Consider the following 26,180-nt stretch of genomic DNA (forward strand, 5'->3'; position numbering starts at 1 on the left):
TTGATTTATGGATTTTCATGGCATCGACCTGAACCTGCTCGCCGCATTCAACGCCTTGATGAACGAGCGCAACGTCACGCGCGCCGCCACCCAGGTCGGCGTCAGCCAACCGGCCATGAGTGCCGCGCTTTCGCGCTTGCGCACGCTGTTGGGCGATCCGCTTTTTTTGCGCAGCCCTGACGGCCTCCTTCCAACGCCCCGTGCCCGTGAGTTGGCCCAACCTGTCGCCGAGGCGCTGAGCCAGATAAAAGCCGCCCTGGTGAAAATGCCTGACTTTGTCCCGGCCGATGCCGTGCTCACAATGAACCTTGGCTTGTCGGACTATCCCGCCTTCGTGCTGCTCCCCACGCTGCTGCAGACCTTGAGCGAACACGCGCCACACCTGTCGATCAACGTTCACGCAGTCAATGACCGCGACCATGCCGTGGACATGCTGGATGCGGGAGTGATTGATGCGGCAATCGGCGTATTGCCCAGCCATCAAGACGGTCGCATTTTCACGCGACCGATTCTGCGTGACGCTTTCGTCACCCTCGTCGCCCATGGCCATCCGGCAGCCCGGCGCGGCATGGACCTGGACACTTACCTCTCGCTGCCCCATGTACTGGTCTCGCCCGAGGGTGATCGACACGGTTTGGTGGATCAGGCGTTGGCTCAGTTGGGCAAGCAACGCACCCTGGCACTGACGCTGCCGCAGATGTTCGCGGTGCCGGCGATCATCGCCTCTTCCCGCATGACTGCCACCGTCCTGAAACGCATCGCCCTCAGCTCGCCGACGGGAGGGAAACTGGTCCTGTTCCCGCCGCCGGTCGCGCTGCCGGAGATCACGTTTCATCTCATCTGGCATCGTCGTGGCAATGGGAATCCCGCTCAGGAATGGTTCAGAGGCATGATCGAATCGGTTGCAGCGGGGCTTTAAAGACAGCTGCGGCCTGATACGGCGCGACTGCGAAACGTGCTTGAAAAGGAGGTTAACGGCCCGGCCCGACCATCGACAGGGCGATGGCCTTGCCGGGCGACGGGCCACAGCGCATCATGCGCGATTGTTTATTTCCCGGCGCAGACTATCGATGGCCCACCATCCCGCCCCATTTCCTTTCAACGAGGAAGAGCGTGTCCTCTCGCTCGAACACCTGGACGTGCTGGACAGTGCCAACGAAAAGGCATTCGACGACATCGTTCTACTGGCCACCACCTTGTGCGACGCGCCCATTGCGCTGGTGTCGCTGGTCGATCGGGAACGCCAGTGGTTCAAGGCCTGCGTGGGCCTCGGGGTGCAGGAAACCCATCGGGATCTGGCCTTCTGCGGCCATGCGATTCTTGATCCCGTGCAAGTGCTGGTCGTCGAAGACGCGGCCCTCGACCCTCGCTTCGCTTCCAGCCCGCTGGTGCTCGGCCCGCCTTTCATTCGTTTCTACGCAGGCGCGCCCATTGTCACGGACAGCGGCGTCGCATTGGGCACTGTCTGCGTGATCGACACGCGCGCCCGTCAGCTGAGCGAACGCCAATCCCTCGCCCTCCAGGCATTGGCCCGGCAGGCCGCGGCGCTGCTGGAAGCCCGCTTGCTGAGCAAACAACGTGAACGGCAGCTGGCGCAATTTCAGGATCAATTCCAGCAAGCCGAACAGAACCCGAGCGAAGTCACCCCGCTGCTGCAAAATTCCGGCTGCATCTCCTCGCTGGGCATGCTCACCGCAAGCATTGCCCATGACTTCAACAACCTGCTGCAGAGCGTCAGCGCTGCGTTTCAGTTGACCCGCCTGCGTTCCCGGAGGCCAGTGGACGTCGAGCGTTTCGCCGAGACCGGCCTGCAGGCCGTTGAGCAAGGCCGGCAGCTCATCAGTTATTTGATGTCGAGCGTGCGCGGTGACGGCCCTGAACTGATCTGCATCGATGTGACCGCACGCCTCCACGCCGCGCAGCCGTTGATGCGCCATTCGATGAGTGAAGGCATCGACCTTGACTTCGATCTGGCGGAATGGGGCTGGGGCGTCCTCTGTGTCGAAGCCCAACTGCACGCGGTCGTGATGAACCTGCTCAGCAATGCCCGTGATGCGCTGAAGGGTTCCGGCCAGATTCGGGTGTCCACCCGCTGGGTGCATGTGGAGGATGATCTGTCGCTGCAACAGGGCGACTACCTTGTGGTCAGCGTCAGTGACAACGGTCCTGGCATGCCTGCCGAGGTCGCGCGCCAGGTGTTCGAGCCTTTCTTCACCACCAAAGCGACAGGCGAAGGCACCGGGTTGGGGCTGGCTCAGGTCAAGGATTTCGCAATCAAATCGGGCGGTGACGCGCGCATCGAAACAGCGCCCGGGGCGGGGACGACGGTGAGTCTGTATCTGAGAATTCTGGGCTGTATCGCCACGTCGGAAGCGGGTTGAGCGGTGTGCTGATTCGCTGAACAAATCATCAGGCGCCGACATTTTTTTTACATTCACGCGTTATAGTGGCGGCCCTTGTTGGGGAGTAGCCTGCTCTGGACCCCGTGTCACAGAGCGTTCGTGTCAACATTCTCGGCGGCCTGCCGTGGCACGAACACCTTCGGGTTGGCGAGACCAACGATGCATCCATGCCTAAAGTCGGGCGTGTGGCTGCGTCGTTGACTCATTGCCCGACTGGAACATAACCGTGAACCCGATTTCCCTCATCCTTCTTGCTTTGGCCATGTCCACGGACGCTTTCGCAGCGGCCATCGGTAAAGGCGCAAGCCTGCACAAGCCCCGTTTCATAGAAGCGTTGCGCACCGGCATCATCTTTGGCGTCATCGAAGGCATCACGCCCCTGATCGGCTGGCTGATCGGCCAGGCCGCCACGTCCTACGTCAAGAACTGGGATCACTGGATCGCCTTCACCCTGCTGGTGGTCCTCGGCGTGCACATGATCTACAACGGCCTCAAGCATGATGACGCCGAAGAAGAAAAACCCAATCAGCACTCCTTCCTGATATTGGCCGTGACCGCTTTCGCCACCAGCATCGATGCGCTGGCCGTGGGCGTTGGCCTGGCCTTCGTCAACGTGAATATCCTGGTGGCTGCCGCGGCCATTGGTGTCGCCACGACGGTCATGGTCACCATCGGCGTGATGCTGGGCCGCGTGCTGGGCACGGTGGTGGGCAAGCGCGCTGAAATCATCGGCGGCATTGTGCTGATGCTGGTTGGCGCGACGATTCTTTATGAGCATTTGTCGGCGGCGTAACGACGGAGTGAGCGCACGTGAACCGTGCGCTTCAGGCCTCAAGACGGGAGGGTTAATACCCGACGCCGCGCACGCCACCGGACGCCCTGATGGATTCACCGGTGACCCAATGGGAATCGCCGGAAGCCAAAAATACGGCCAGAGGTGCGATGTCCTCTGGCTCTCCGAAGCGTCCCAAAGGCGTACCCGCCAGTATTTTCTCTCCCAGCTCGCCCGCAAAGTGCCCGGCCGTTGCGGGCGTATTGGTGTGGCCCGGCAGGATTGAGTTGACCCGGATACCACGCGGCCCCAGCTCTCTGGCCAGAGCAAAGCTCAAGGTGTCGACGGCGCCCTTGGTGGCCGAATAGACACTCGACGCCAGGTAGGGGTCGGTGCTCAGGATCGAGCTGATATTGATGATGCTTGCACCAGGCCCCATCAGCTTGACCGCTTCTCGCACGGCGAGCAGGTAGCCGAGGACGTTCAGGTTGAATTGCGTGTGGAAGGCTTCCTCGGTGAGGTCATCAATCATCTGGAACACCGCCACCCCTGCGTTATTGACCAGCACATCCAGCGTCCCGTACTGCTCGCGGACGGTGTCAAACAGACGCGCGACGTCGGCCCCCTGACTCATGTCCGCTTGTATGGCGACGGCTGAACCGCCCTGGGCGGTGATGTGAGTGACCACCGCCACGGCGTCGGCCTTGCTGGAGGCGTAGTTGACCATGACGGTGGCGCCCTGGGCAGCCAGCGCCTTGGCGATTCCGGCGCCGATGCCTTTCGAGGCGCCCGTGACCAGTGCGATTTTTCCGTTGAGTTTCATACCGTGACCTTCTTGAAATGAGATGTTGTTGAGCGTCGTCACTGTCCGTCGTCAGCACCGGTCGTGAATACCGGGCCTTGATCGAGCTGCGTGGCGCCAGTATTCGGCCAACCATCGGATAGCGTTTGCCGGTTGTTCGCACATTCTTGCCTGATCTTCTCAATTGGCTTGCCAGGTACCGCTATGTAGCCCACGGTGGGGGATGGAAAATACAATTGCAGAACTGCGCCGTATCGTGATGAGCGGTCAGAACACTTGGACCGACACCGGTCTGCCCCGCGTTGCAATGGTCTGCGCCGAGGCCTGCGCAGATCAGGTCTATCAGCCGATGCTGCATTTGGTGCTTCAGGGCACCAAGACCTTGTCGATAGGCGAAGAGGTTTTTCGGTACACCGCAGGCCGGTATTTTCTGGTGCCGGTCGATGTGCCTGCCACGGGCCAGATCAGCGCCGCAGCGGCTGATTTACCCTATCTGGCCGTCAGCCTGACCCTGGACCTTGATGTCATTGCCACCCTGCTGATGGACGTGACCACAGCACCCGGGCCGGCGCGAAACGTGTGCTTCCAGGCTGTGGCTGCACCGGATGAAATGCTGGATGCATGGGTGCGGATGATGCGGCTGATTGATCGTCCCCATGACGCTGCCGTTCTGGCCCCGATGATCGAACACGAGATTTTGTACCGCGCATTGCAGGGACCTCTGGGCGGTATCCTTCGTGACATGGCGCGGCCGGATGGTCGGATGGCCCAGATACGCCGTGTCACTCAGTGGATTCGTGAGCATTACACCGAGCCGTTCCGCGTCGAGCCTCTCGCACTGATGGCCGAAATGAGCGTTGCCGCCTTCTACCGGCATTTCAAGTCGGTCACGGCCATGACACCCATTCAGTATCAAAAACGCCTGCGCCTGTTACGAGCTCGCTGGTTACTGCTGTTCGATTCGCTGGACGCCACGACCATTGCCTATAAGGTCGGCTACGAAAGCGCGTCGCAATTCAATCGCGAATACGCCCGGCTGTTTGGCCTGCCTCCCGTACGGGACGCCGCGCGGTTCAAATCGCCCCTCGCCACACAGGGCGAGACCACCGCGCCACCGGCAGCCTCATGACCGCCATTAACTGGCTGGCAGATCGGTAATGACCGTGCCTGCGATGCTCTGCGCAAACCTGCCGCCGAACACCTGAGACGGGGCCGAGAAACCTGCCCGCCGCTCACCGCCCAACACGCGGCGGGCAGCTTCAACCGCCGCCAGCGGCGTGTAGGTGTAGCCGTTGACGGTTTCTATGACAGACCGCGCCATCGAGCCATCCGCCCCGGTGATCTCAACCGCCGCGCGGGCGCGATGGGCATCACGCTCCGCCGCATTGGGGCCATCGGGAAGCAGTGAGAGGTCGCCCTCCGGGAACGCTTCGCCCGAGAGGTGGACATACATCGTGATGTCGGGAATGGCGGTCGCATGCCACGCGGTCACGAGATCTCCGAAAGAGAGCGGCACGCAGAGCAGCGGTCCCTGGCCGAAATCAAACTGACGCGGCTGTGCATGAGGTGTCGCGACCAGTTCACCCTCCACCCTGGCGAGTACACCGGCACCGATGATTTCGCTGACGCTCATGGCCGAGCCCCGAGACATCGACCCCGGGACCTGCAGCGCGATTTTCAGCGAACGCGGTTGATTAACGCGCCTGGCGACATGCACTGCGAGCGAGTCCGTAGGCACCACGTCCCAGCCGACGCCTGGCAACAACATGACGTCGCGTGCAGCCGCTACGGCCCCCAGCTGCTCGGCCAACCGGTACACGTTGATCTCTGCTGTGATGTCCAGATAGTCCACCCCGGCGTGGATGCAGGCGCGCATCAAAGGCTCGGCCGTGTGCGCAAAAGGCCCCGCTAAGTTAAGCAGCACCGAGATCCCTGACAGCGAAGCCGCAGCATCCCCGTCGGCATCGAACACCCGATAAGGCACGTTCAGTTCCGCAGCCAGTGCCTCTATTTGATGACGATTTCGCCCGGCGATGTCGAACGCCAGCCCTTGGGTTTTGGCGCGTTCTGCTGCCATTCGCCCGGTGTAGCCCGTGGCGCCGTAGATCAGAAGTGTACTCATTGGGCGTGCTGCCATTTTTTGTAGACGAATTCGAGGCTGTAGCCGTCCGGGTCCAGCACATTGGCGGCGTAGTAATCAGGGTCGTAGTGCAAGCGTGCGCCCGGCGCGCCATTGTCCACCGCTCCGTGATCCATGGCGGCGGCATAGGCCGCGTCCACTTCGGCCTTGCTGTTGGCGACGAAGCCGACGTGGACAGCACGTCCTTCGACAACGCCCTCGCGCAGCCAGAAAAACACCCGGCCATTGGCGCCGAAGCCTTTCAGGTCAGGGTGCCCCGGCGGGCCGTCCTTGCCGTCGTAATCCAGCCGCGACGTAATACCCAGCTCCCTCAACGCTGCGTCGTAAAAGCGGATGGAACGTGGGATGTCGCTCACTGACAGAAAAATATGGTCCAGCATGCTAAAAAACCTCCCGTGGTCAGATGTTGTAGCCGCCTGCAACTTCAAGGGTCTGGGCATTGATCCAGCCGCCCTCCTGCGACAGCAACATGGCAATGACGCGCGCAACATCCTCCGGCTCGCCCACTCTGCCGAGTGCGGTCTGCGCCGCCAGCATCGCTTCGAACTCATCGTTGAGGCCGCCGCCCAGTTCTGTGCGGATGGCGCCGGGTGATACTGCGTTGGCGCGTATCCGTCGTTCGGCAAATTCTTTGGCCATGTAGCGGGTCAGCACTTCAAGGCCGCCCTTGAACGCGGCATAGGGTGCAACGCCGGCCGTGGCCACTCGTGTCGTGGCGCTGGTGAGATTGACGATGCTGGCGTTTGCCGCCAGTAACGGCAGCAACGCCTGAGTCAGGAAGAACGGCCCTTTGAGGTGCACATTGAACAGCCCGTCGAACTGCGCTTCGCTGACCGTCGCCAAGGGGTTGAACAGGCCATAGCCGGCGTTATTGACCAGGCCACTCAACGTGGTGGCCGCCCAGGTTTCCCGAAGCGCCCCTACCACGGATTCGCGAAACGCCGCGAAGCTGCCGACGTCAGACACGTCGAGTTTCAGCGCAACGGCTTTCCCTCCGGCCTGTGCAATGCGCTCGACGACCGACGCCGCTGCCTGAGGGTTGGCGTTGTACGTCAGGATGACACCCATACCCCGTTTCGCCGCGTGTTCGGCGGCACTTGCACCGATCCCGCGGCTGCCGCCGGTAATAACGATAACGCCCATGTCGTGTTCCTCTGTGATTCAAACGTGACTCCACAGTACCTATCACAGCGTCCGAGGACGTGTCCGTTCCTGCTCGGAACCTGCCCGTTTCTGCTTTTCCCTTGCGCGGCATGACGCTCAGCCCTCAGCATGCTGCCCATGGAAAAACAACTGAACGAACTCCGATCGCTTGCGGCCGGTGCTGAAAACCGTCGCACCGAAACAGGCATCCCCCGGGTGGCGATGGTGCAGGGCAAAATCCCCGAGCATTTGCTGGCGGCGGTGTATGACCCGATGATCAACGTGATCTTGCAGGGCAGCAAAAGCATGACCGTGGGGGATCGAACGCTCAGGTACGACCCGGCGACTTACTTCGTCATGTCCATTGATCTGCCTGCGGTGGGTTCGGTACATCCCTCCGCGTCGGGCGAGCCTTACCTGGCGGTCAGCCTGACGCTGGACCCGGCGGTGCTCGCCACGCTGTTCGCCGACCTGCCCAAACCTGCCAGCCGCGCCGAACAGGATGCGGGGTTTTCTGTTGCGTTGATGACAAATGAATTGATGGATGCCTGGGTGCGAATGCTGCGGCTGATGGGCGACCCGGAAGCGATCGCCGCCCTTGCCCCTGTCTATGAACGGGAAATTATTTTCCGCGTGCTCCAGGGCCCGATTGGCTGGATGTTGCGCGAAATCGCCGCGCCGGACAGTGCGATGGCCCGGGTCAACATGGCCATTCAGTGGATCCGCCGTGACTTCGCCCAACCCCTGGGCGTGGAGCGCCTGGCCGAGCACGCTTCAATGAGCGTTTCGGCGTTCCATCGGCACTTCAAGGCCGTCACCCACCTAAGCCCCTTGCAGTACCAGAAGCGGGTACGCCTTCTACAGGCCAGAACGCTGATGGTTGCCCATGCCAAGAGCGTCATGGCCGCCGCGTTCGAGGTCGGCTACGAAAGCGCCACACAGTTCAGCCGTGATTACACCCGGGTATTCGGGCTGCCTCCCGCTCGGGATGCCGGGAGGATTCTCAGGGATACGGGGGTGGTCGGGCGGTGAAAGCACAGAGTACGAATGTATGCAGTGAAGAAAAATTCGGCAGAACTGCCCAAACTCAAGATTTTCTGATGGGACTGAAGGAAAATTGCGCGGCCATGGCCGCGGTGAAGGATTTCTCCTGAGAGGTCCAGTGCATGTGCCAGACAGCAGGAATCGTAGAAGCTTTCCAGTTTTTTACAGGAGTAAAAATCCATGACCTGCCTGATCCGCAAGGCAACGGATAAGGACGCCACCGCCATCAGCCGCGTTATCGTGGCCGCCCTGCGCGAGTCCAATCGCCAGGACTATTCCGCCGCCATCATCGCGCAGGTGGAACTGAGTTTTTCCCCGTCGGCGATCCTGCGCTTGCTGGCGCAGCGGCAGGTGTACGTGGCGACCCACGGCGAAGAAATCATTGCCACGGCGAGCCTCGATCAGGCCACCGTCCGCAGCGTATTCGTCGCCCCCGCCTGCCAAGGCCGAGGCGCCGGTCGCGCGTTGATGGCGGTGGTTGAATCAGCCGCCGCCATCAACGGCGTCAGTCAGTTGCGCGTGCCCTCTTCCATCACGGCCGAGGGCTTCTACCGGTCGCTTGGCTACTCAACCATTCGCGATGAATACCATGGCGAGGAGCGGACGATCATCATGGAGAAGTCGCTGACGTCTGCGGCCTAGTCAGCGACGCCACACCCGCCCTTCCGCGCTGACCAACCAGGGCGAACTGTCCGCAACAATCCGCACACCGCCGACCCAACGCTCTGCCGGATCAAGATCAAGCCAGTTCAACTCCCCGCGCACTACCCGCTCACCCTGCGCCGTCAGCCGGACAAGGCGCCTGGGCCATTCGCTGCCCGGTTGTTCGTGCAGCAGCGGTTGAGGTGCATCGATGAGAGGTCTCAGCAGCGCATGAAACATCATGTCGCCCAGATACGGCAGCGGCTCATAATTAAGCATCAAATGACCAAAGACCTTGCCGGCGGGCATTTCGCCTTTCTCCGCGAGAATGCGCAGGATCAATCGCTGGGTCAGGCTCAAGCCATCCTCGACGCCGGGCAGTTCTTGCAACTGCCTCGCCAACGCGGGGCCGAGCAGCGGCAGCGCCGAATGGTGTTGCGCCGCGAGCTCAGCCCAGCGACTTGGATCGGGGGCGGTGTAGGCGGCCCATACCTGCCGGGCCAGTGCCAGGGCATCCACACCGATGGCGCGCCGCTGGGGCCAAAGCCAGGCGAGCACGTCCGGGGCCAGTTGCCCGATGCCGATGAATCGCTCGACGCCGGGCACCCGATTGATCTCGATCAGCTCCAGCCTGCGCGGCACGCTGGGCAAACTCGCCAGCAGTCGAACCAGAAACAGTTGATCGTACGCATCGCCCTCGCACCACAGCACCAGTTCACTGTCGTCATTCAGGCGTGCCAATGCGTCACGCTGCATCGCCTGGCGCTGCTCGGCGTCACGGGGTGACAGCCCAAACGCCTGCTCGGCAAACGCGGCACGCACCGCCCAATACTCATCGTCGGGCAGCGCGGGCACCGGGCCCATGACCATGGGGTCGTCGAACATATGGAACGACCCTGCAAAGCCGGCAACCCGCAGGCTACGCTCGATGTCGTTGCCACAGCGCCAGTGCTGAACCTGTGCTTCACCCGTCGCCGCGAAGTCCGGATGACGGGCGGCAAATGCGACGGCGTCGGCATGGGCGATGAGCTTGGGCCAACTGGCGAACCCCACCTCGTGCGCCACCAGCCATTGGGTGTCGGCGAGCCGATAGTCGGGGCCCGGCAGGCCCATCGCGCGCAGTTGCGTACGGGCGTCGTCCGCTTCGTTGTTTTTCAGGGCTTTGAGAAGACGTTTTGCGTGCTTGCGCAGCGCAGGTAGATCGAGCAGACCGTGTTGACGGGACGCATTCGTGGCAGGCATGCCAACTCCTTACAAGGCTCGGTCCGCCGACAAGCCGGGAGCTGGAATGAATGATTGGGGAAACGCTTGCCTTGGGAAACCCCTTCGCGCGGACCGCAGGCGCAGCAGACGCCCGGAGACCGACTTTAGCGGGAAGGTCTTGAGGATGCAAAGGTTGGCGCGGGAATTGGGTGCGGGAATCGACTGGCATCACGCCGTGAGTACTGCCTCACGGCGCGTGCATCCCTCGGTTTACTGCCCGTTCTCGCGTTCAGGCAAGGAAGGGCCTGACGTTATGTCAAACGAGCCCAATCTCCGGATGATCCTGAGCCACGCCTACCAGCGCCACTGACACAGCGTCCGCTGTCGTGGATGGGCTGGCCAACAACGTTGAGGCATCGGCAAATATCATCGATTTTGAAGGGAGACCGGCGTTGAAATCACCGTCCAGCACCAGTTCGAACCGATGCCCTTGCACGTCTGCGTCCAGGTCCTTCAGGTAAACCCGGGTGTGCTCGGCGTTGGTGGTGAATTTCAAGGTGCCGTCATGGCCGTCGCCAAATCCGGTAAAGCCGAGGCCAGAGACATCGATGGTGTCGTGAGCGGCATCGAAGTCGCCGATGCGGTCGGCATGGCTGGCGGTCGCTGTTCTGTAGCTGTCGGACACCGAGGCAAAGCGGAACAGGTCCGAACCTGCGCCGCCGAACAGCACGTCCGCATCGGCGCCGCCGATCAGGGTGTCGTTGCCGCTGCCGCCGAGCAATCGGTCATGGCCGGCGCCCCCCCACAGCAGGTCCGCGCCCGACCCACCGTTCAATGTGTCTGCCCCATCTCTGCCATTGATGGAGTCGGCCTTGGCCGTGCCATCGAGGGAATCGCTGGCACTGCCGCCGTCGATGGCATTCAGCACGGGGTTGGTCCCGACGTGGTCACCCGCGCCTTGCAGCGATACCAAACCCTGCTGCAGATGAGCGAAGGTGTTGCCATAAACCGAATTGCTGCCTGACTGGCCGCTCTCCTCCGCCACGCCGAAAACGCTTTTGTCGCCGCCCGTGATGATGTTGTCGGCGAAGGTGTTGTGGTCAGACGGATGAACCTTCCCGGAGACGCCGCCGCGATCGTCGAACGGCTGGATCAGCACTTCAGGAATGCCGGCTTTCTGCGCGTTCTCGTGGATCAGATTGCCGCGGACTTCGACGTCCGTGCTGCCATAGACACGCACGCCGGACGTGCCGTTGTGGTGAATATCCACGCCGCTGATGTCAACGCCATTGGACAGTTTTACCAGCACGCCTTCAGCCGCGTTGCCGTAGACCTCGCCACCCTCGATAGTGATGTGATACGGCGAGGGAATGTTTTCGCTGCCGCGCTGGACGACGATGCCACCGCCGCCATTGTCGTGGGAGACGTTGTTCAGCAGCGCCAGGTCGTGGGTGGTCGTGACGATGTTGAAACCGTGACGGTCATTGTCGTAGGCCAGGTTATTGCGAAACGTGCTGTCGATCAGGTAGTCGGCAACGAACCCGTCCAGCCCGTTGCCGTGGGACACGCTGTTTTCGATGAGCATGTTCGCCGTGCGCTCGTGGGGGTCGAAGCCGTAGCCCGAGCAATCGCGAATCTCCACGCCGGACAGCGTGACATTGGAGTCTTGACCCGGCTGGCCCGGCAGAAAGCCGTTGTACCACCCATCGACCTTGCCGCTGGTGGCATCCCGGTTGCCATCGAGGGTGAGGTTGCTGACGCCGAAATCGTGGGTCGCCTCGCCGCTCGCCGAGCGGATGATGCCGGTGACCGCCTGATCGGTGCCGTCTGCCAGCTTGAGCACCGTGGCGCCCATGCCGTCGCCCTTGATGAACACGTTGCTTTTGAGCATTAGCGCGCCGTCGGCAGGCTTTCCGCCCGGGGTCAGGGTCCAGGTGCCGGCAGGAATATAAACATCACCGCCGCCGGCTTTTGCCGCCGCGTCGATGGCGGCTTGGATGGCTGCGGTGTCAGAGGTATGTCCATCGCCAACGGCGCCGAAATCCCGGACATTGAATTGCAGTGTCATAACGTGCTCCGTTTTGAATGAAGAGACGGGGGCAGTATGGGCATGCTGTGTGAAAGGCGGGTCATCTGATGGGACAGGCGACGAGCGGTGGGGTCGCGTGCCTACCGGGGATCACGGTACCCGGGAAGTCCGCCATTCACCCGGCCTTCAATTCTCTATCCTGCTCAAACCGCTGCTGCAGCAAGTGCCGCGCTGCACCTGCGTTGAGGTAGGTCCCGATCAGTTGGGCCAGCTCGGGGATCTTGAGCTTTTTGTCATCGCGGCAGAACTGGGAGAGGGGCAGCATCAGCCAGCGTTTCTTCTTGTTTAGCACGGCATCGGGTGAGAGGAACGAGCGTGGGGTCAGCTCGGGCAGCGGCGCGTCGTGTTCAAGCAGAACAGTCAGCATGAGCACATTGCCGACGTGAAGGCTGAAATCGGCGATGTCGCGAATCGGCAGCGGCGCTTTCAGGTTGGCGAACACAAAGTGATCCGGCGTCAGCAGCAGCGCGGTTTTATGGGCGCGTCTGAAGAAGCGCAATCCAAAGGGCAGCGTGCACAGCGTGATGAGCAGAGCGACGCCGCCACCGACAAAAAACGGCTGAGGATCACGCCCTGCCACCCCTGAAAACAGCAGTGGGGCAAGCAGCAGAGCCAGCCCCGCCAGCGCCGACAGGCCACTGAATCCGAGCAGGATCTGACCCCGCAGGCGGGCCCCTTCATGCAGTGCAACGTCGCCGGTTACGTTGCCGGCGTGGGTGCGCAACGTTTCAACGATCGCAGCGTCCTGCTGAACATGATGGCTCAGATAATCGTCCGTCAGGCGGCTGCGCAACACCTCGGGCCGCGCGAAGTAGCGATCCATCGCCGCACAGGCTTGCGTTGCATCCAGGGGTCGCGTGCCCGTGCGCACGGCATCGTCGATGGACACCTTGAGAGACGCCACGCGCTCGCCGTTTGAAGGGTGGGTGTCTGACGGGTGGGGCAGCTGAGTTGCCATCTCTTCTTCCGGCAAGGTCAGCGGCAGCGCAGCCATCTCATGCAGAAGTGCCGTGGGCAGGTCCTGAACGGCGCTCTGCTCAGGGGTGACATGAGTGGCTTGGGCGATATGGGTGGCCAGGCGGTCCTGAAGCAGCGGATCAATGGCAGAAATACGCACCAGGGCCGACGCGGCAGCCAGATTGCCCGCCAGCTGCGCACCGGCGGCATCGGCTTCCAGCTCGCGCACCCGGCTCCAGTGCATCACCGCGTGGTCGAAGCTTTCCATGAAGTAGGCACCCAGCATGAACGCCGGGTGCAGGGTCGCCCGTTGCAGCCATTCGCTGTCGACCAGGGTCTGGCCGATCACCACCAGGCTGCGCTCGATGCCGTGGTAGATCGGCACGAAGCGCATGCTGAACTCGGTGTCCGCGCCGGCAAAATGCCCCAGCTCGTGGCCGATGACAGCGGTGGTCTCGGCTTCGTCGAGGATGCCCAGATACACCAGCGGCACATGCAGGGTGCGGCCCGCCAAGGTGGTGTTGGCCGGCGCCAGGGCGATGTCGCCGGAAGTGACGTAAAAGCCGGCGGCCATGCCCAACACGATGTGATCGGGTGGCAATGCGCCCAGTTTTCGGGCCAGCTCGTTGACGTAAGCCCAAAGCGCCGGCGCCTGTTCGGCGGTGACGGCCTCTCCCATCACATCCATCGGCGTGGGCTGGAACATGTTGAGCATGACGCGCAACTGCGTGCCCATTTGCCAGATCGAATACAGGCAACCCGCGACAACTACCATGGCAGCGAACATGAATTTCATTTCGCCGGCGGACAGTCGCCCGGCGTGCCAGAGATTCAGCGCCTCGAAGGCGACGATGGCGGCGATGGCAGCCCCCATGACCACCACATGCCCCACCAGCACGAAGGGCAGCAGTTTGGTCACACGGGTAAAGCCATGCAGCAGTTGCTCCCGCGAATGCATGGCGCGCCGACCCGCCCAGTTAAGGCCGAACAAGCCAAGCCCGCCCACCAGGGCAGCCAGCAATCCCAGCGCGATGACGCCTGTTGCGAGCCAGACCATGACGTTGCTCAGCGGCAGCAGAGTGTCCAACTCGTCCTGCAACCTGGCGACGCGGGCCAACGCCTCGTTGACTTCCATTTTCTCGCCGTCGCCGACGTCGACCATCACTGGGCGCGAACCGCCTTTGGCGGCAATGGCTTGCAGCTCCGGACGCGCTTCATTGAGGTCAGCCTGATAGCCCGCGTAGACCTGGCGGTCCTCGGTGCTGCGTTGCAGCTCCCAGACCCCAAACAGGTTCAGCGCCAGCGGGAATAAAACCAGTACAGCGATGAGCTTCAGCTTTTTCATGGGGCGACCCCTTTCACAGCGCCGCCGAGTGCCATCCCTGGCGCGCGCCTGCTTCCCTGGACAAAGGGTCTGATGCCCTTTGCGTGCTTTACACAACCAAGGGATAACTCACCCTCGGTGCCGTTATCAGGTCCGGATTCAGCGACCCAGCAACACGGCCTGCATGCGTGTCTGCGCTTCCTGAACCACCTTGGCCTTGGCATTCAGGTCCTGCAACAGCGTGTTCAATTCAGCCTGGACCTTGGGGTCCGTCACTTGAATCACCGAGCCATTGATCTGGATCTGCGCCTTGTGAGCGTCGACGTAGTCCGCCACTTTGAGGCCCGATTCGAAGGTGCCGTTGACTTGCGGCATGACGGTCAGGAGCGTGTTGGCCGGGACGGTCACCGTGCGATCGTAGGCGCTGTCATACACGGTTTTCAGATCGTCCGGCTGCTTGAGCTGGGCATGGGCGGCGTCAGCTTTCGCCAACTGTTGCTTGAGCTGTGCGACCAGATCGTTCACGCCGGTTTGCACCGTCTTGAGATCATCGCGGCGCTCAATCACGTCGCCCAATGAATGGAACGCGCCTTTCTGCACGAAGCCGTTAAGGGGTTTCATGCTGGCGTCCATACCACTGTTGAAGTCAGTGATCACGGCGTAGTGCTGGGTGTAATCGCCGAAAGACTTCGATTCTTCCGGTGTCAGTTTGGGCACGTGGACGCCCGGCTTGTCGATGATGCGAGTTTGCAGGAACTGCTTGAACGCGGCGCGCTGGTCAGGCTCGCTGCTGCCGCAGGCGGTCAGGAGCAGCGGCAGTGCGAGGGCGAGTAACCAGTGGCGGCTGAATGAGACGGTCATTGTCGGGGAATCTCCAGGAAGTGAAAAAAGCCGTTGGCAGAGAAATCTTGCTTCGGGGCGGTACAGCGTCTGGGTTCAGTCGGCAGTTTGTCGAGGCCGATGAACCGTCTGTAAGCGTGATGCTAGATAGCTTACGGAAAAATAAATTCCCTTTGGATCCTATTATTTTGTAATTTTGCGAAATGTTACGCAGTCGGCGCAGTGGGTCCGAACGAGCACTTGAACCCTGTACCCCGATCATTCTCAAATCCGCGCACACCCGCTCCGGGCTCAAGGAAGACAACATTCATGACACCCAACGCGTTTATCGCAGCCCCAGGCTCCCCAAGCCTGCACACAGGAACTCGCCCATGATCGTCGGTATTGACCTCGGCACCACCAACAGCCTGGTCGCGGTCTGGAAAGACGATGCCAGCGTGCTGGTGCCGAACGCGCTGGGCGAGTTGCTCACCCCCTCCGTGGTCGGGCTGGACGATGAGGGCCGGATTCTGGTCGGGCAAGCTGCCCGCGAACGCCTGCACACCCACCCTTCCCTGACCACTGCGTTGTTCAAACGGCACATGGGCAGCGCCCACCAGACCGCCCTCGGCAACCACGTATTCCGTCCTGAAGAACTTTCTGCGCTGGTGCTCAGAAGTCTCAAGGAAGACGTCGAACGCGCCTATGGCGAGACGGTCGTTGAGGCGGTCATCAGCGTGCCCGCCTATTTCAGCGATGCTCAACGCAAAGCCACGCGCATCGCGGGAGAACTGGCAGGCCTGAAGGTCGACAAGCTGATCAACGAGCCCACCGCGGCAGCGCTGGCGTTCGGCTTGCCGCAACACGGCAAGGAATGTTCTTTTCTGGTGTTCGATCTGGGTGGCGGGACGTTTGACGTGTCGATCCTCGAGCTGTTTGAGGGCGTGATGGAAGTCCGCGCCAGTGCGGGGGACAACTTCCTCGGTGGCGAAGATTTTGACCGGCTGCTGGCCGAGGCCTTCGTTCGCGCCCAGGCCGACCAGCCAGGCTTTCCCGCCCCCGAATCCATCGCCCACGCGCTGCATCGCGAAGCCCAGCGCCTGCGCATTGCCCTGGGCCAGGTCCGCAGCGACGCGTTCGTGCTGCGGGTGGACGGCCAGCAGTGGCAGCAAACCTTCACTCAAGAGGACATGGCCGCGCTGTATGCGCCGTTGCTCGAACGGCTGCGTAACCCGGTCGAACGCGCCATGCGCGACGCCAGGCTGCAGATCGGCGATCTCGACGAAATCCTGTTGGTCGGCGGCACCACGCGTATGCCACTGGTGCGCAAACTGGCGGCGGGCATGTTCGGGCGCTTCCCTTCTATCCAGCTCAACCCCGACGAAGCCGTGGCCCACGGTGCCGCGATACAGGCGGCGCTGAAATCCCGGGATGCGGCCCTGAAAGAAGTCGTGCTGACGGACGTCTGTTCCTACACCCTGGGTATCGAGGTCGCAGAACGGGTCGGCCAGCACCGTGAGTATGGGCACTATCTGCCGATCATTGAGCGCAACACCACCGTACCCGTCAGCCGGGTGAAGACCGTTTACTCCGCCGACGCAGGGCAAACCGGCGTGACGGTGAGCATCTTCCAGGGCGAAAGTCGTCTCGTGCGCGACAACATTCCTCTGGGCGAACTGGAGATTCCCCTTCCGCCGCACAACAAGGGCAACGTCGATCTTGACGTCCGCTTCACCTACGACAACAACGGCATTCTCGAATGTCAGGTCACGATTCCCGGCACTGGCGATGCGTTCGCACTGGTGATCGAAAACAACCCCGGCGTGCTCAGCCCTGAGGAAATTGCCGAGCGCCTGCAAGCGCTCGCTGCGCTCAAGGTGCATCCGCGCGATCAGCAGATCAATACGCTGTTGATGGCGCGTCTGGAGCATCTCTATCAAGAGAGCCTGGGAGCACGCCGCGAACTGATCGGTGACTGGGCAGGCCAGTTTCAGCGCGCCCTCGACAGTCAGGACGAGCGCCTCATCCGGCAGACGCGCACGGAGCTGAACGAGCGGCTCAAACAGCTGGAACATGGCGGGTGGCAATGACCCATGGACACGACGTTCGATTGCTGGAAGATTCTCGACCTCCCTGCCCGCTCCGACGAGCGCAGTGTTAAACGCCAATACGCCAAGCTGCTGAAGGTTACCCGTCCCGACGAAAATCCGGTCGCGTTCCAGCAACTGCGTGAGGCCTACGAGCGCGCGTTGCAACTGGCGCGCGACGGCGAAGATGACAGCGCAGGCGAGACGTTGCGTGCGGAGGGTTTGGCAACGCCTTTGATGGAAAGGCCCGTGCCAGTCACTCGGCCAGTGGTGCGTTCCGCTCAGGAGCAGGCCGCTGAACTGCTCGAGACGTTCGACGATGCTGCCGTTGGTCAGTGCTGGAATGAGGCGATCGCACGGGGCATCGAATCGACCGTCGAGACCCTGCTGTTCATGCGTTGCGTACAGGCACCGGACGCCCACCCGAACCTGTTGCATTGGGGCCTTGAAACCCGCCAGTGGCTGACGCCGTGGCAGCAGATTCGCCCGCGGGAGGCCGATCAGCAGCGGCTTGGCCATCTGCTCTCCATGGGGTTGTACCGCCGGCTGGAGCAATACATGGCGGCCGGCGAAGAAACACGCTTCATCGGGTGCCTTGAGCACCACAGTCGACAAGGCTGGCTGGGCGATTTAGCGCGTCGCCAGACGCTTCACGTGCAGGTGCTCGATCTTTTTCTCGAACATAGGCACTGGTCCCCCGCGTTGTTTCAAAGGATTCGGCAACTGTTCGCCTGGGACAGCGAGTCAGCCGTTGTCCCCATCGTTGATGAGCAATGGCACGCGCTGCTCTGGCGCTGCGAAGAGAAGAAATGGGTGGACGAATTGCGTGCGCTGGTGCGCCAGGGCGAGGAGCATCCCTACCCTCGCGCCAATGCTGCTGCGCTGTTCCTGACGGGTTCGTCGGCGGAACGCCTGCAGGCACGCGTCGCGACATTCACCGAGGCTGACTGGCAGGCTTGCGAACAATTATCCGAGGACTTCACGAAGCGGTTTCCCGACTGGGCACGGAGGTTCCCGGACCACAATCCATGGTTCTGGCAAGCACTGGTGGGGCCGGAAAGTCCGCCCCACGTCACGCAGCGGGCGGGCATTGTTCTGACTATTACCCTCGCACTGAATGGCATACTCGACGTCCCCGCCCCTCTCCTGCTCTTGGTCGTCATATCGCCGCTCATCTTGATGACAGGGCTGCTACTCACGTACATGGGCAAGAAGCTGTATGAGCACTGGGTCAGATTCTCGGAGTACTTCTACGATGAGGATCAACGCTTCAGCGCATGGTGCGCACGCCATACACTGACGCGGAATCGGCGTTATCTGGTGATCCGCAACGGCGTACCGGTGCTGGCCCTGGCCTTTGTGCTCTGGAAATGGCTGGGACTTCTAGGGGTGGCCACCTACGTCATCACTGGCCTGATTGGCAGGCTGCAACCCAAAAGTGCAGTGCCAGTGGATCGCCCATATCGCTGGCGCAAGCCGCTGCAGGCGATCTACCGGATCGCCGGGCTCAGCCGCCTGCAGTGGCTGTTCTGCATCGTCATGGTGAGTGTGATTGCGTATGTGCAAATGGACATGCCCGGCACTCAGCTGACGCGAGGCACCTGAGACCGGGCCGCTTTCAGGAGAAGTCGCACGGAAGGGCTTGGCCTTAGAAAAAGAGGCCCCCTGCAGCGGTATCGCAGGACAACGCTACAGCCGAATGTCTTCCGGCCGCTGAATCAGCGCTTCGATCCGGGTGCCGGTGATCTGCTCTTCATTGGAAAACCCGTCATACCGCGTCAGCTCGCCAAAACGGATGCCGGTGAGCGCCTCAATCTGGGTGACGCTGCGTCGATACGTCCTCAGTGCGCCAAACACCAGTTCCAGCTTGCCCAGCTCGCGAGTCTGGTCGATCACGTACGCGCTGGCCGAAGGCTTGCCGTCATCGCCAAGGAACGCGACGACTTTCCAGAAGGCTCGGGGGATTTGCACGCCCCGGTACAGCGGGTCGTCACTGCGCAGGACCGGCCCGGTAAACACCGTGGCCCGCTCTTTCCAGCGGCGGGTGTTTTCCAGGATGAAGTCTTCGAGCTCCAGCCAGGTTTTCTGATTGAAGGCGGACATCTGCGGCGAGCAGTTGGTGAAGTGGAAGGTGTCCTGATTGGCGGTCTGCGCCTCGGCGCCCCAGTTGGGGTCCTGGCGGCGAACCAGATGGCCGCGATCGAGCAGGTTGTCGCGGTACAGATCGTCGCCAATCTGCGCCTCGACCGGCAGGCGACCGTCGTAGGCCCAGTTGCCCTGACTCCGCACGATCTCGACGCTGCTGCCACCCTCGATGTTCACGCCCACATACAGCGCAATGCGCCGACTCCGGGACATGCTGATGGAGAAGTGGGTGTAATCCAGACGATTGCCCGGATTGCCCACCGGGAACACGTCGTCCGGCGTTGATGTCGTCGGCCACGGCACGACGAATTCCCCGAGGAAATCGCCGCTGTAGCCTGAGCGACCTTCCAGTTGCGACGCCGGCGTGATCCGCCCTTGGGGGGTTGATCGCAGCGCGGTGGCATGGGATGACGGATCGGCGGTGATGGGCTGAAGATCAGCGAGACGGGGGCGGTGGGCGAGATCCACCTGAGCGTTATGTGTGGGCATCCTGCTACCTCTTGATTGATGGGGGTCCGTCGGACGGGCCCGGTTTAACACCGAACACGATCATGTGCCGCCAAGTGTGAATATCACATGACCTGAAGGGGGTATCGGCCAACTGTGGTTCACAGCACGAATTGATGTTGACCGAGAGGGCCCCTTCCCAGCTGAAGCCGGTCCTACAAAAGCATCGTATGCGTGCAGTGGGATTGGCGGTGACCTTGACCGTAGGACTGGCTTTAGCCGGGAAGCCTTTGATCTGATCTAAATGCGCTTTTGATCTTGATCTTCATACACGGCGAGTGCAGACGACACCAGTCGCGACTTGGGTGCAGGCTGAACGCAGGTCTCGCGCAGTGGGTCGAGCCGCATGGATGCGGCGAGAGCGCCGTCAGGACATGGATGTCCGTTCGGCGCGGGCCCACGGAGCGGGACCGGAGTGAAGGAACCCCGACGCAGGAGGGGCCCAATCAGGAGCACAAGCCCTTGGTTACTTGGGGCTTTATCAAGTAACTCGCCGAAGGCGAAACAGTCTGCCCCCAGGCAGACGCTCTTGATCTTCCATCAGCCGCACCACTGCCGGCAATGGACAGCGAGCGTGAGTCGTCACGACCCAATCCTTGCTATCATCCGCCCCCGCGCGCACGAATGATCGAGAGCCCCGCCTGCCGTTCGATACATGCGCCAAACGATCAGCTCGCAAAACCGGTTAACGCCCCAAAGGAACCCGAATGCAACACGTCACGTTGAACCGTTTCTACGCTGGGGTGCTCGCGCTGTTGCTGTGCGTCACCCTGCCCGCTTTCGCACAGGCCGCGGCGGCGCAGGTCGCGCCACAAACCGCACCGCAGGCCGCGAGCCAACCTGATGCAACGCCGGAAGTCGAGGCGCCAAGCCTGGATGACCTGAGCGAACAGCTCGACCAGATCCGGCAGAAAGTCACCGTCAGCGCCAACGATGACCTGCTGTCGAGCCTGCGCCAGGCCGCATTACAGGTGCAGAAGCAAGCCGATGACCTGATCGCCAAACAGGCGGTCGACATCGAGCACCTGAACGATCAGCTGAACATTCTCGGCCCGGTGCAACCGGACGAAGCGCCCACCCTGACCAGCCAGCGCAAGGCATTGACCGCCCAGAAAAACGCGCTGGTCAGCGACGAACGCCAGACCAATACCTTGAGTCAGTCGGCACGGGACCTGGCCACGCAGATCTTCAGCCTGCGCCGCAGCCTGTTCGACTCGCAAATCAGCACGCGCACGGCCAGCCCTCTCAGCTCGGCGTTCTGGTCGACCCTGATTCGCCCGACCGATGACGACCTCAGGCGCATGAACGGCCTGCTGGACGACGTCCGCAGCGTGTTCACCAGCGCACTGGCGCCCGGCAACCGCATGCTGTTTGCCAGCGTGGTGATCGGCGCGCTGCTGATCTGGGTGGTGGTGCGCCGCCTGCTGGAGAGCCTGCTGATCCGCCTGATGGTCCGTTGGCTGCCCGAGGGCCGTCTGCGCCGCAGCGCCCTGGCACTGGCCGTCGGTCTTTCGACCGTGCTCACCATCACCACTGCCACCTCCCTGTTGCGCTGGGGCATCACCAGCAATGCAGTGCTGAGCAACGACGTGGTCAATCTCCTCGACCAACTGCAGACGCTGATCACCTTCTGCGCCTTCATCGTCGGCCTGGGCCGCGCGCTGTTGATGCTGCCGCACCCCTCGTGGCGCCTGCCGAAGATTCCTGACGAGATTGCCACGGCCATGGGCCGCTTTCCGCCTGTGTTGGCCCTGGCGCTGATGGTCATCGGTACCCAGGAGCGGATCAACAGCGTGATCGCCAGCAGCCTGGCGCTGACCGTCGCGGTCAACGGCCTGACCGCACTGGCCGTTTCGCTGGTGTTCTTCTTCGGCCTGGTGCGCTACCGCCGCACCCGCCGCCGCTTTGCAATCGAGCGTCCGGGCGGCCTCGCCGGGCTGATCCCCTTCGTCGTCGCGGTGTGGGTCGGATTGAGTTTGCTGGCGTTGCTGAGCGGGTACCTGACGCTGGCCTACTTCCTTGCGGTCAAGCTGCTCTGGATGAGCGTGGTGGCATCGACCGCCTACCTGCTGGTGGCGTTCTTCGGCGACGTCTGCGAAACCCTCCTGTCGCCCAAGCAACCGGGCGGCATGGCACTGGGTTCGGCACTCGGCCTGTCCCCGCGCCATCAGGCCCAGGCGAGCACCATTCTGGCGGGCGTAGGCCGCAGCTTGCTGTTGCTGGCCGCCGTGCTGCTGGCCTTTCTGCCCTCGGGTTCAAGCCCGGGCGAGTTGCTCGAAAGCTTCACCCAGATGGAAGTCACAAACAAATCCCTGGGCAACCTGAACATCGTTCCAAGCGACATTCTCATGGCACTGGGTTGCCTGGTACTCGGCATGCTGGGCGTGCGCGTGCTGAAGGAATGGTTCGGCGAACGGCTGCTGCCGGAAACCAACATGGACGCCGGCATGCAGGCGTCCCTGGTGACCCTGATCGGCTACATCGGGTTTGTGCTGGTGATTGCGGTGGTGATGTCCACCCTGCACATCAGCCTGACCAACCTGACCTGGGTAGTGAGCGCCCTGTCGGTGGGGATCGGTTTTGGTTTGCAGGCCATCGTGCAGAACTTCATCTCGGGCTTGATTCTGCTGACCGAGCGGCCAGTCAAGGTCGGGGACTGGGTGAGCCTGGCGGGGGTCGAGGGCGATATTCGCCGGATCAACGTGCGTGCCACTGAAATCCAGATGTCCGACCGCTCCACGGTGATCGTGCCGAACTCCCAGTTCATTACTCAGAACGTGCGCAACGTGACCATGGGCAACGCGCTGGGCGTGGTCGGGATTTCCCTGACGCTGCCGCTGGAAACGGATGTCCTGCAGATCCGCGAACTGCTGTTGCAGGCGTTTACCGAGCACGAAGCCGTCCTCGATACGCCAGCGCCCTCGGTCACCTTCAAAGACTTGACCAACAAGGGCCTGATCATCAGCGCCAGCGGTTACGTCAACAGCCCGCGCTCGGTGGGCAGTGCCCGAAGCGACCTGTTGTTTACCGTGCTGGGCCGCCTTCGGGAAATGGGCATCGCGTTGTCCGCACCGCAGAGCATGGTGTTGATCAACGACGGGCTGAGCAAGGAGCAACCGCCGGCAGTCGCTGATTGATCACCCCGCCCCATTAAGACACGCGGCGCGGCAGTCGACCCTTTCATGACGGTCACGCCGCGCGAGCACCGGAATCAGCTTACGTCTTTGTTCGGGTCTTCGGCATGGGCCCAACGATAATCCAGACGCGGCGCGAACACTTTGATCCGGCGTTTGATCTTGATCAGGATCGGGTCATGCACTGGCTCCGGGTCTTTCAGGAAGGCGGTCAGCACGGCGCTCAGTGCGTACAAGCCGCAGAATGCCCAGACCACCCCTTCAATGCCGTAGCTTTCATTGAAAATCGCGACCACCGCCGGGCCCACCCATGTGGACGCCCCTGCCCCCAGGCTTAGCACCGACAGCGCGGCGGCTTTGTTATTCGGCGCCAACGCGGGTGCGAGTGCCGACAGCGGGACGAAACACGCCAGGGTCAGGCCGTAAAAGGCACCGAAGATCGAAGCGATCAGGAAATCGTGGGGAAACGCCTGGGGCATAAAAAAGAACAACGGCGTGCTGATCGTGCTGCCCACCGCGCCGAACCACAGGATCGTGTTGCGATAGCCGATCTTGGTGCTGATCACGCTTGAGCTCAGATTACCGATGATGTTGAACACGAAGACGATGGTCAGCAGGCGTAGCCACTCTTCCAGGGTGAAGCCGACGGTGTGCATGAAGAACCCGGGCATGACCACCAGAAAACCGAACATCGACGAGGTGTTGATCACCCGGACGAGGGCGGCCAGCGAGACTTTCGGACGCGTCCACATGATGGTGATGTTCTTCGCCATCGACACCATCGGCCGCTCACCCTCGGGCGCCAGTCGACGCATGCCGTGGGCTTCACGCATCCCGATCAGACCAATCGCGCCGCCGATGACCACCAGAGCAAAGGACAACCAGAAGGTCTGCAATGCGCCGATCAGCGGGATGGCGGCGCTCGCCACCAGAGAACCCAGCATCGGCAGGCCCGCAGCGTAAGCCACCCAGAACCAGCCCACGGCCATGCCCATTTTGCGGGACGGCGTTGACGCTGCGATCCACACCAGAAAGCCATAAGCGAACAATGGATAACCGAAACCGCGCAGGCCGTAGGTCAGGAGAATCATCGAGTAGCTCAGTTCCTGCAATCCGTAGATCAGGAAGAGCACTTCAAACACGCTCCAGATGACCAATCCCAGGAACATCACTCGTTTCGGGCCCCAGATATTGGAGAGCGCACCGGCGAGCCAGGATGAAATCCCGACCGTGACGCCGTAGAGGGTGAAGATCATGGCGATTTCGTCGCCGGGCATGCCGCGTTCACTGAGAAAGGGCGAGAGGTATCCGAGTTCTACGCCATCGCCGATCATGAAGATCAACAGGCCGACAAAGCCCCAGAACATGGGATAGGGAATTCCGACTTTTTCGCAGAATCGTGAGAGTGGAGTGTTCGGAGTGGATTGATCGCTCAATTTTCCGTTCCTTTTTTGATGCACGGCGTTTGGTCGCGCCGAATGAATGGCCTCGATGAGGTTGAAAGGCAGATGGGTGGCACAGATTTCCGCTTCGGGCAGCGAGCAAACTGGCTTGATGGGTAGCGGGCGGGGGTCGGACGTGACAGCAGCTGTCGTCGACCCATTAATCTATGTTTTTTCTAGATTTTCGGGCCCGAAGCCAGCTTTTTATGCCAGATGAATCGATTAAGCACAACCGAGCCGGGCTGCCTTGGGTGCGACAACGTGCCCGGTTGTATCGTCTGAGGGGTAGAGGGACTGGGCGATCGGGTGTTGAAGCTTGTGCATGAAAATAAATCAATCTTTTTCTTCAAGATGGCTCTGGTCCGCTCTTCTCGGCGGTTTCACCAAGCCGATGCCGCGCTTCAGGCAGGCGCGGGGAAGGGGGCGGCCAGTGAAATGCTGATCAACTTTGCCTGTCAGCCCCTCGCTGGCCACCTGTTCAGACCGAATCCGCCGTGCTCTCCTCGGCGTCGTGACATCTGAAGAGGACTGCCCTTTTCTATTATTCATAACTCTAGATACATCTTCCTCCTTGATCTAACATCGAGTGACTTTCACCATCCGCCCCACACTTCAAAGGGAGCTGCTGGTGAAAAGCAGGGAATTAATTGCAGAGTTAGAGGCCGCGGGCTGGACCTTGGCCCGAATCAGAGGCAGCCATCACGTTTACACACATCCGTGCAGCCCCAACTCCATCCCGGTCCCGCATCCGAAGAAGGACCTTCCCATCGGAACGATCAAAAGCATCAGGAGGCGGGCATGTCTATTACCTCTGGCACCCACTTGATCCTAGCGCAGGAGCACATCATGCAATATCCCATCGCCATCGAATGGGGCGACGAGACGACGGCTGTCGGCATACAGATTCCGGACATTCCCGGCGCGGTGACGGCTGGCGACACGTTCGAAGACGCTTACAACGCCGCGGTCGAAATTGCCCATATTTGTCTTGAAGAACGGGTTGCCGACGGTCACGCCGTGCCGATGCCATCATCGGCTCGAGCGCATCATGATAATGACGATTACGCAAACATGGGTTGGGGCATGATCGAGATCGACATCACCCCTTATCTGGGCAAGACCGAGAAGGTCAATGTCACCTTGCCAGGGTTCGTCATACAGCGCATCGACCGTTATGTTCGCGACCACAACGTCAAAAGCCGCTCTTCGTTTTTGGCGGATGCGGCGCTGGAAAAACTCGGGCGGGTTTGAATAGAAAGTGACCGCAGCAATACCACGCGCACCGGGTGGGACCGGCTTTAGCCGGGAAAGCGTCACACCGCAAACTGATGGATGCACACCGGCCTCTTCCCGGCTAAAGCCGGTCCCACCAATGGATCGCGTGCATCCAGAAAAACCGGCGGTGACCTCGATTGTGGGACCGGCTTAAGCCGGGAAGACGTCAGGCTGCAGTGGTCTAATTTCCCCGGACACCTCGATAAGTGGAAAATACATTTATCGAGGAGTTCTACATGACCAGAAAGCGCAA

Annotated in this window: 20 protein-coding genes and 1 pseudogene; 11 read left to right on the plus strand and 10 right to left on the minus strand. The window is 61.6% G+C overall.

Translation table 11 applies throughout. The features are described 5' to 3' along the window. Positions 1 to 7: 7 nt before the first annotated feature. The 3 genes from IFT47_RS19510 (at position 8) to mntP (ending at position 3,195) form a co-directional block, all read left to right on the plus strand. The gene (locus IFT47_RS19510) at positions 8 to 919 is read left to right on the plus strand and encodes a LysR family transcriptional regulator (RefSeq protein WP_192173494.1); all 912 of its coding nucleotides are present in this window, start codon (positions 8 to 10) and stop codon (positions 917 to 919) included. Between the two features lie 151 nt (positions 920 to 1,070). Continuing rightward, the gene (locus tag IFT47_RS19515; protein WP_192173493.1) at positions 1,071 to 2,381 is read left to right on the plus strand and encodes an ATP-binding protein; all 1,311 of its coding nucleotides are present in this window, start codon (positions 1,071 to 1,073) and stop codon (positions 2,379 to 2,381) included. Between the two features lie 247 nt (positions 2,382 to 2,628). Beyond that, complete coding sequence (gene mntP / locus IFT47_RS19520) at positions 2,629 to 3,195, plus strand: manganese efflux pump MntP (protein WP_192173492.1); 567 nt, start codon at positions 2,629 to 2,631, stop codon at positions 3,193 to 3,195. Positions 3,196 to 3,247: 52 nt separating this feature from the next. On the opposite strand, the gene IFT47_RS19525 is transcribed toward mntP, so the two are convergent. Further along, positions 3,248 to 3,997 carry a glucose 1-dehydrogenase gene (locus tag IFT47_RS19525; protein ID WP_192173491.1) on the minus strand — a complete coding sequence of 250 codons (750 nt, stop codon included), beginning with the start codon at positions 3,995 to 3,997 and terminating at the stop codon, positions 3,248 to 3,250. A gap of 202 nt (positions 3,998 to 4,199) precedes the next feature. Here IFT47_RS19525 and IFT47_RS19530 point away from each other — a divergent pair, with 202 nt between their 5' ends. Then, positions 4,200 to 5,105: an AraC family transcriptional regulator gene (locus IFT47_RS19530; protein ID WP_192173490.1), complete on the plus strand. Its 906-nt coding sequence runs from the start codon at positions 4,200 to 4,202 to the stop codon at positions 5,103 to 5,105. Between the two features lie 6 nt (positions 5,106 to 5,111). On the opposite strand, the gene IFT47_RS19535 is transcribed toward IFT47_RS19530, so the two are convergent. Genes IFT47_RS19535 through IFT47_RS19545 form a run of 3 tightly spaced genes read right to left on the minus strand, consistent with a single transcriptional unit; the run spans position 5,112 to position 7,259 of the window. After that, positions 5,112 to 6,098 (minus strand): saccharopine dehydrogenase family protein, encoded by a 987-nt coding sequence (locus IFT47_RS19535; protein WP_192173489.1) that lies wholly within the window; start codon positions 6,096 to 6,098, stop codon positions 5,112 to 5,114. Beyond that, the gene (locus IFT47_RS19540; RefSeq protein WP_192173488.1) at positions 6,095 to 6,496 is read right to left on the minus strand and encodes a VOC family protein; all 402 of its coding nucleotides are present in this window, start codon (positions 6,494 to 6,496) and stop codon (positions 6,095 to 6,097) included. The genes IFT47_RS19535 and IFT47_RS19540 overlap by 4 nt, the downstream gene beginning before the upstream one ends. Positions 6,497 to 6,515: 19 nt before the next feature. Further along, positions 6,516 to 7,259 (minus strand): SDR family NAD(P)-dependent oxidoreductase, encoded by a 744-nt coding sequence (locus IFT47_RS19545; protein ID WP_192173487.1) that lies wholly within the window; start codon positions 7,257 to 7,259, stop codon positions 6,516 to 6,518. A 138-nt stretch (positions 7,260 to 7,397) separates the two neighbouring features. Between IFT47_RS19545 and IFT47_RS19550 the strand changes: the two genes are divergently transcribed. Then, a complete protein-coding gene (locus IFT47_RS19550; protein ID WP_192173486.1) occupies positions 7,398 to 8,291 on the plus strand; it encodes an AraC family transcriptional regulator in 894 nt (297 codons plus the stop codon). 192 nt (positions 8,292 to 8,483) lie between these two features. After that, positions 8,484 to 8,945: a GNAT family N-acetyltransferase gene (locus IFT47_RS19555; RefSeq protein WP_192173485.1), complete on the plus strand. Its 462-nt coding sequence runs from the start codon at positions 8,484 to 8,486 to the stop codon at positions 8,943 to 8,945. On the opposite strand, the gene IFT47_RS19560 is transcribed toward IFT47_RS19555, so the two are convergent. The 4 genes and pseudogenes from IFT47_RS19560 to IFT47_RS19575 form a co-directional block, all read right to left on the minus strand. Then, on the minus strand, positions 8,946 to 10,187 hold the full coding sequence (locus IFT47_RS19560) for a DUF1835 domain-containing protein (RefSeq protein WP_192173484.1): 1,242 nt from the start codon (positions 10,185 to 10,187) through the stop codon (positions 8,946 to 8,948). A gap of 382 nt (positions 10,188 to 10,569) precedes the next feature. Next, a pseudogene (locus IFT47_RS19565) lies at positions 10,570 to 12,216 on the minus strand (right-handed parallel beta-helix repeat-containing protein); the annotation flags it as partial. Positions 12,217 to 12,352: 136 nt separating this feature from the next. After that, the gene (locus IFT47_RS19570) at positions 12,353 to 14,539 is read right to left on the minus strand and encodes a M48 family metallopeptidase (protein WP_192173483.1); all 2,187 of its coding nucleotides are present in this window, start codon (positions 14,537 to 14,539) and stop codon (positions 12,353 to 12,355) included. A gap of 138 nt (positions 14,540 to 14,677) precedes the next feature. Beyond that, on the minus strand, positions 14,678 to 15,379 hold the full coding sequence (locus IFT47_RS19575; protein ID WP_192173482.1) for a DUF3053 domain-containing protein: 702 nt from the start codon (positions 15,377 to 15,379) through the stop codon (positions 14,678 to 14,680). A gap of 350 nt (positions 15,380 to 15,729) precedes the next feature. Here IFT47_RS19575 and IFT47_RS19580 point away from each other — a divergent pair, with 350 nt between their 5' ends. Continuing rightward, complete coding sequence (locus tag IFT47_RS19580; RefSeq protein ID WP_192173481.1) at positions 15,730 to 17,427, plus strand: molecular chaperone HscC; 1,698 nt, start codon at positions 15,730 to 15,732, stop codon at positions 17,425 to 17,427. Positions 17,428 to 17,430: 3 nt separating this feature from the next. Beyond that, positions 17,431 to 19,029: a J domain-containing protein gene (locus IFT47_RS19585; RefSeq protein WP_192173480.1), complete on the plus strand. Its 1,599-nt coding sequence runs from the start codon at positions 17,431 to 17,433 to the stop codon at positions 19,027 to 19,029. An 84-nt stretch (positions 19,030 to 19,113) separates the two neighbouring features. Here the strand turns inward: IFT47_RS19585 and IFT47_RS19590 are convergent, their stop codons facing one another. Beyond that, positions 19,114 to 20,058, minus strand: coding sequence for a DNA/RNA non-specific endonuclease (locus IFT47_RS19590; RefSeq protein WP_192173479.1), 945 nt, complete (start codon positions 20,056 to 20,058; stop codon positions 19,114 to 19,116). Between the two features lie 725 nt (positions 20,059 to 20,783). Here IFT47_RS19590 and IFT47_RS19595 point away from each other — a divergent pair. Beyond that, positions 20,784 to 23,213 carry a DUF3772 domain-containing protein gene (locus IFT47_RS19595; protein WP_192173478.1) on the plus strand — a complete coding sequence of 810 codons (2,430 nt, stop codon included), beginning with the start codon at positions 20,784 to 20,786 and terminating at the stop codon, positions 23,211 to 23,213. 74 nt (positions 23,214 to 23,287) lie between these two features. On the opposite strand, the gene IFT47_RS19600 is transcribed toward IFT47_RS19595, so the two are convergent. Beyond that, positions 23,288 to 24,646 (minus strand): MFS transporter, encoded by a 1,359-nt coding sequence (locus IFT47_RS19600; RefSeq protein WP_213016797.1) that lies wholly within the window; start codon positions 24,644 to 24,646, stop codon positions 23,288 to 23,290. Positions 24,647 to 25,280: 634 nt separating this feature from the next. Here IFT47_RS19600 and IFT47_RS19605 point away from each other — a divergent pair. Both IFT47_RS19605 and IFT47_RS19610 read left to right on the plus strand, forming a co-directional pair. Beyond that, on the plus strand, positions 25,281 to 25,478 hold the full coding sequence (locus tag IFT47_RS19605) for a type II toxin-antitoxin system HicA family toxin (RefSeq protein WP_192173678.1): 198 nt from the start codon (positions 25,281 to 25,283) through the stop codon (positions 25,476 to 25,478). A 20-nt stretch (positions 25,479 to 25,498) separates the two neighbouring features. Continuing rightward, a complete protein-coding gene (locus IFT47_RS19610) occupies positions 25,499 to 25,903 on the plus strand; it encodes a type II toxin-antitoxin system HicB family antitoxin (protein WP_192173477.1) in 405 nt (134 codons plus the stop codon). Positions 25,904 to 26,180: the final 277 nt, after the last annotated feature.

This window comes from Pseudomonas sp. CFBP 13711 (assembly GCF_014842265.1).
Lineage (GTDB): Bacteria > Pseudomonadota > Gammaproteobacteria > Pseudomonadales > Pseudomonadaceae > Aquipseudomonas.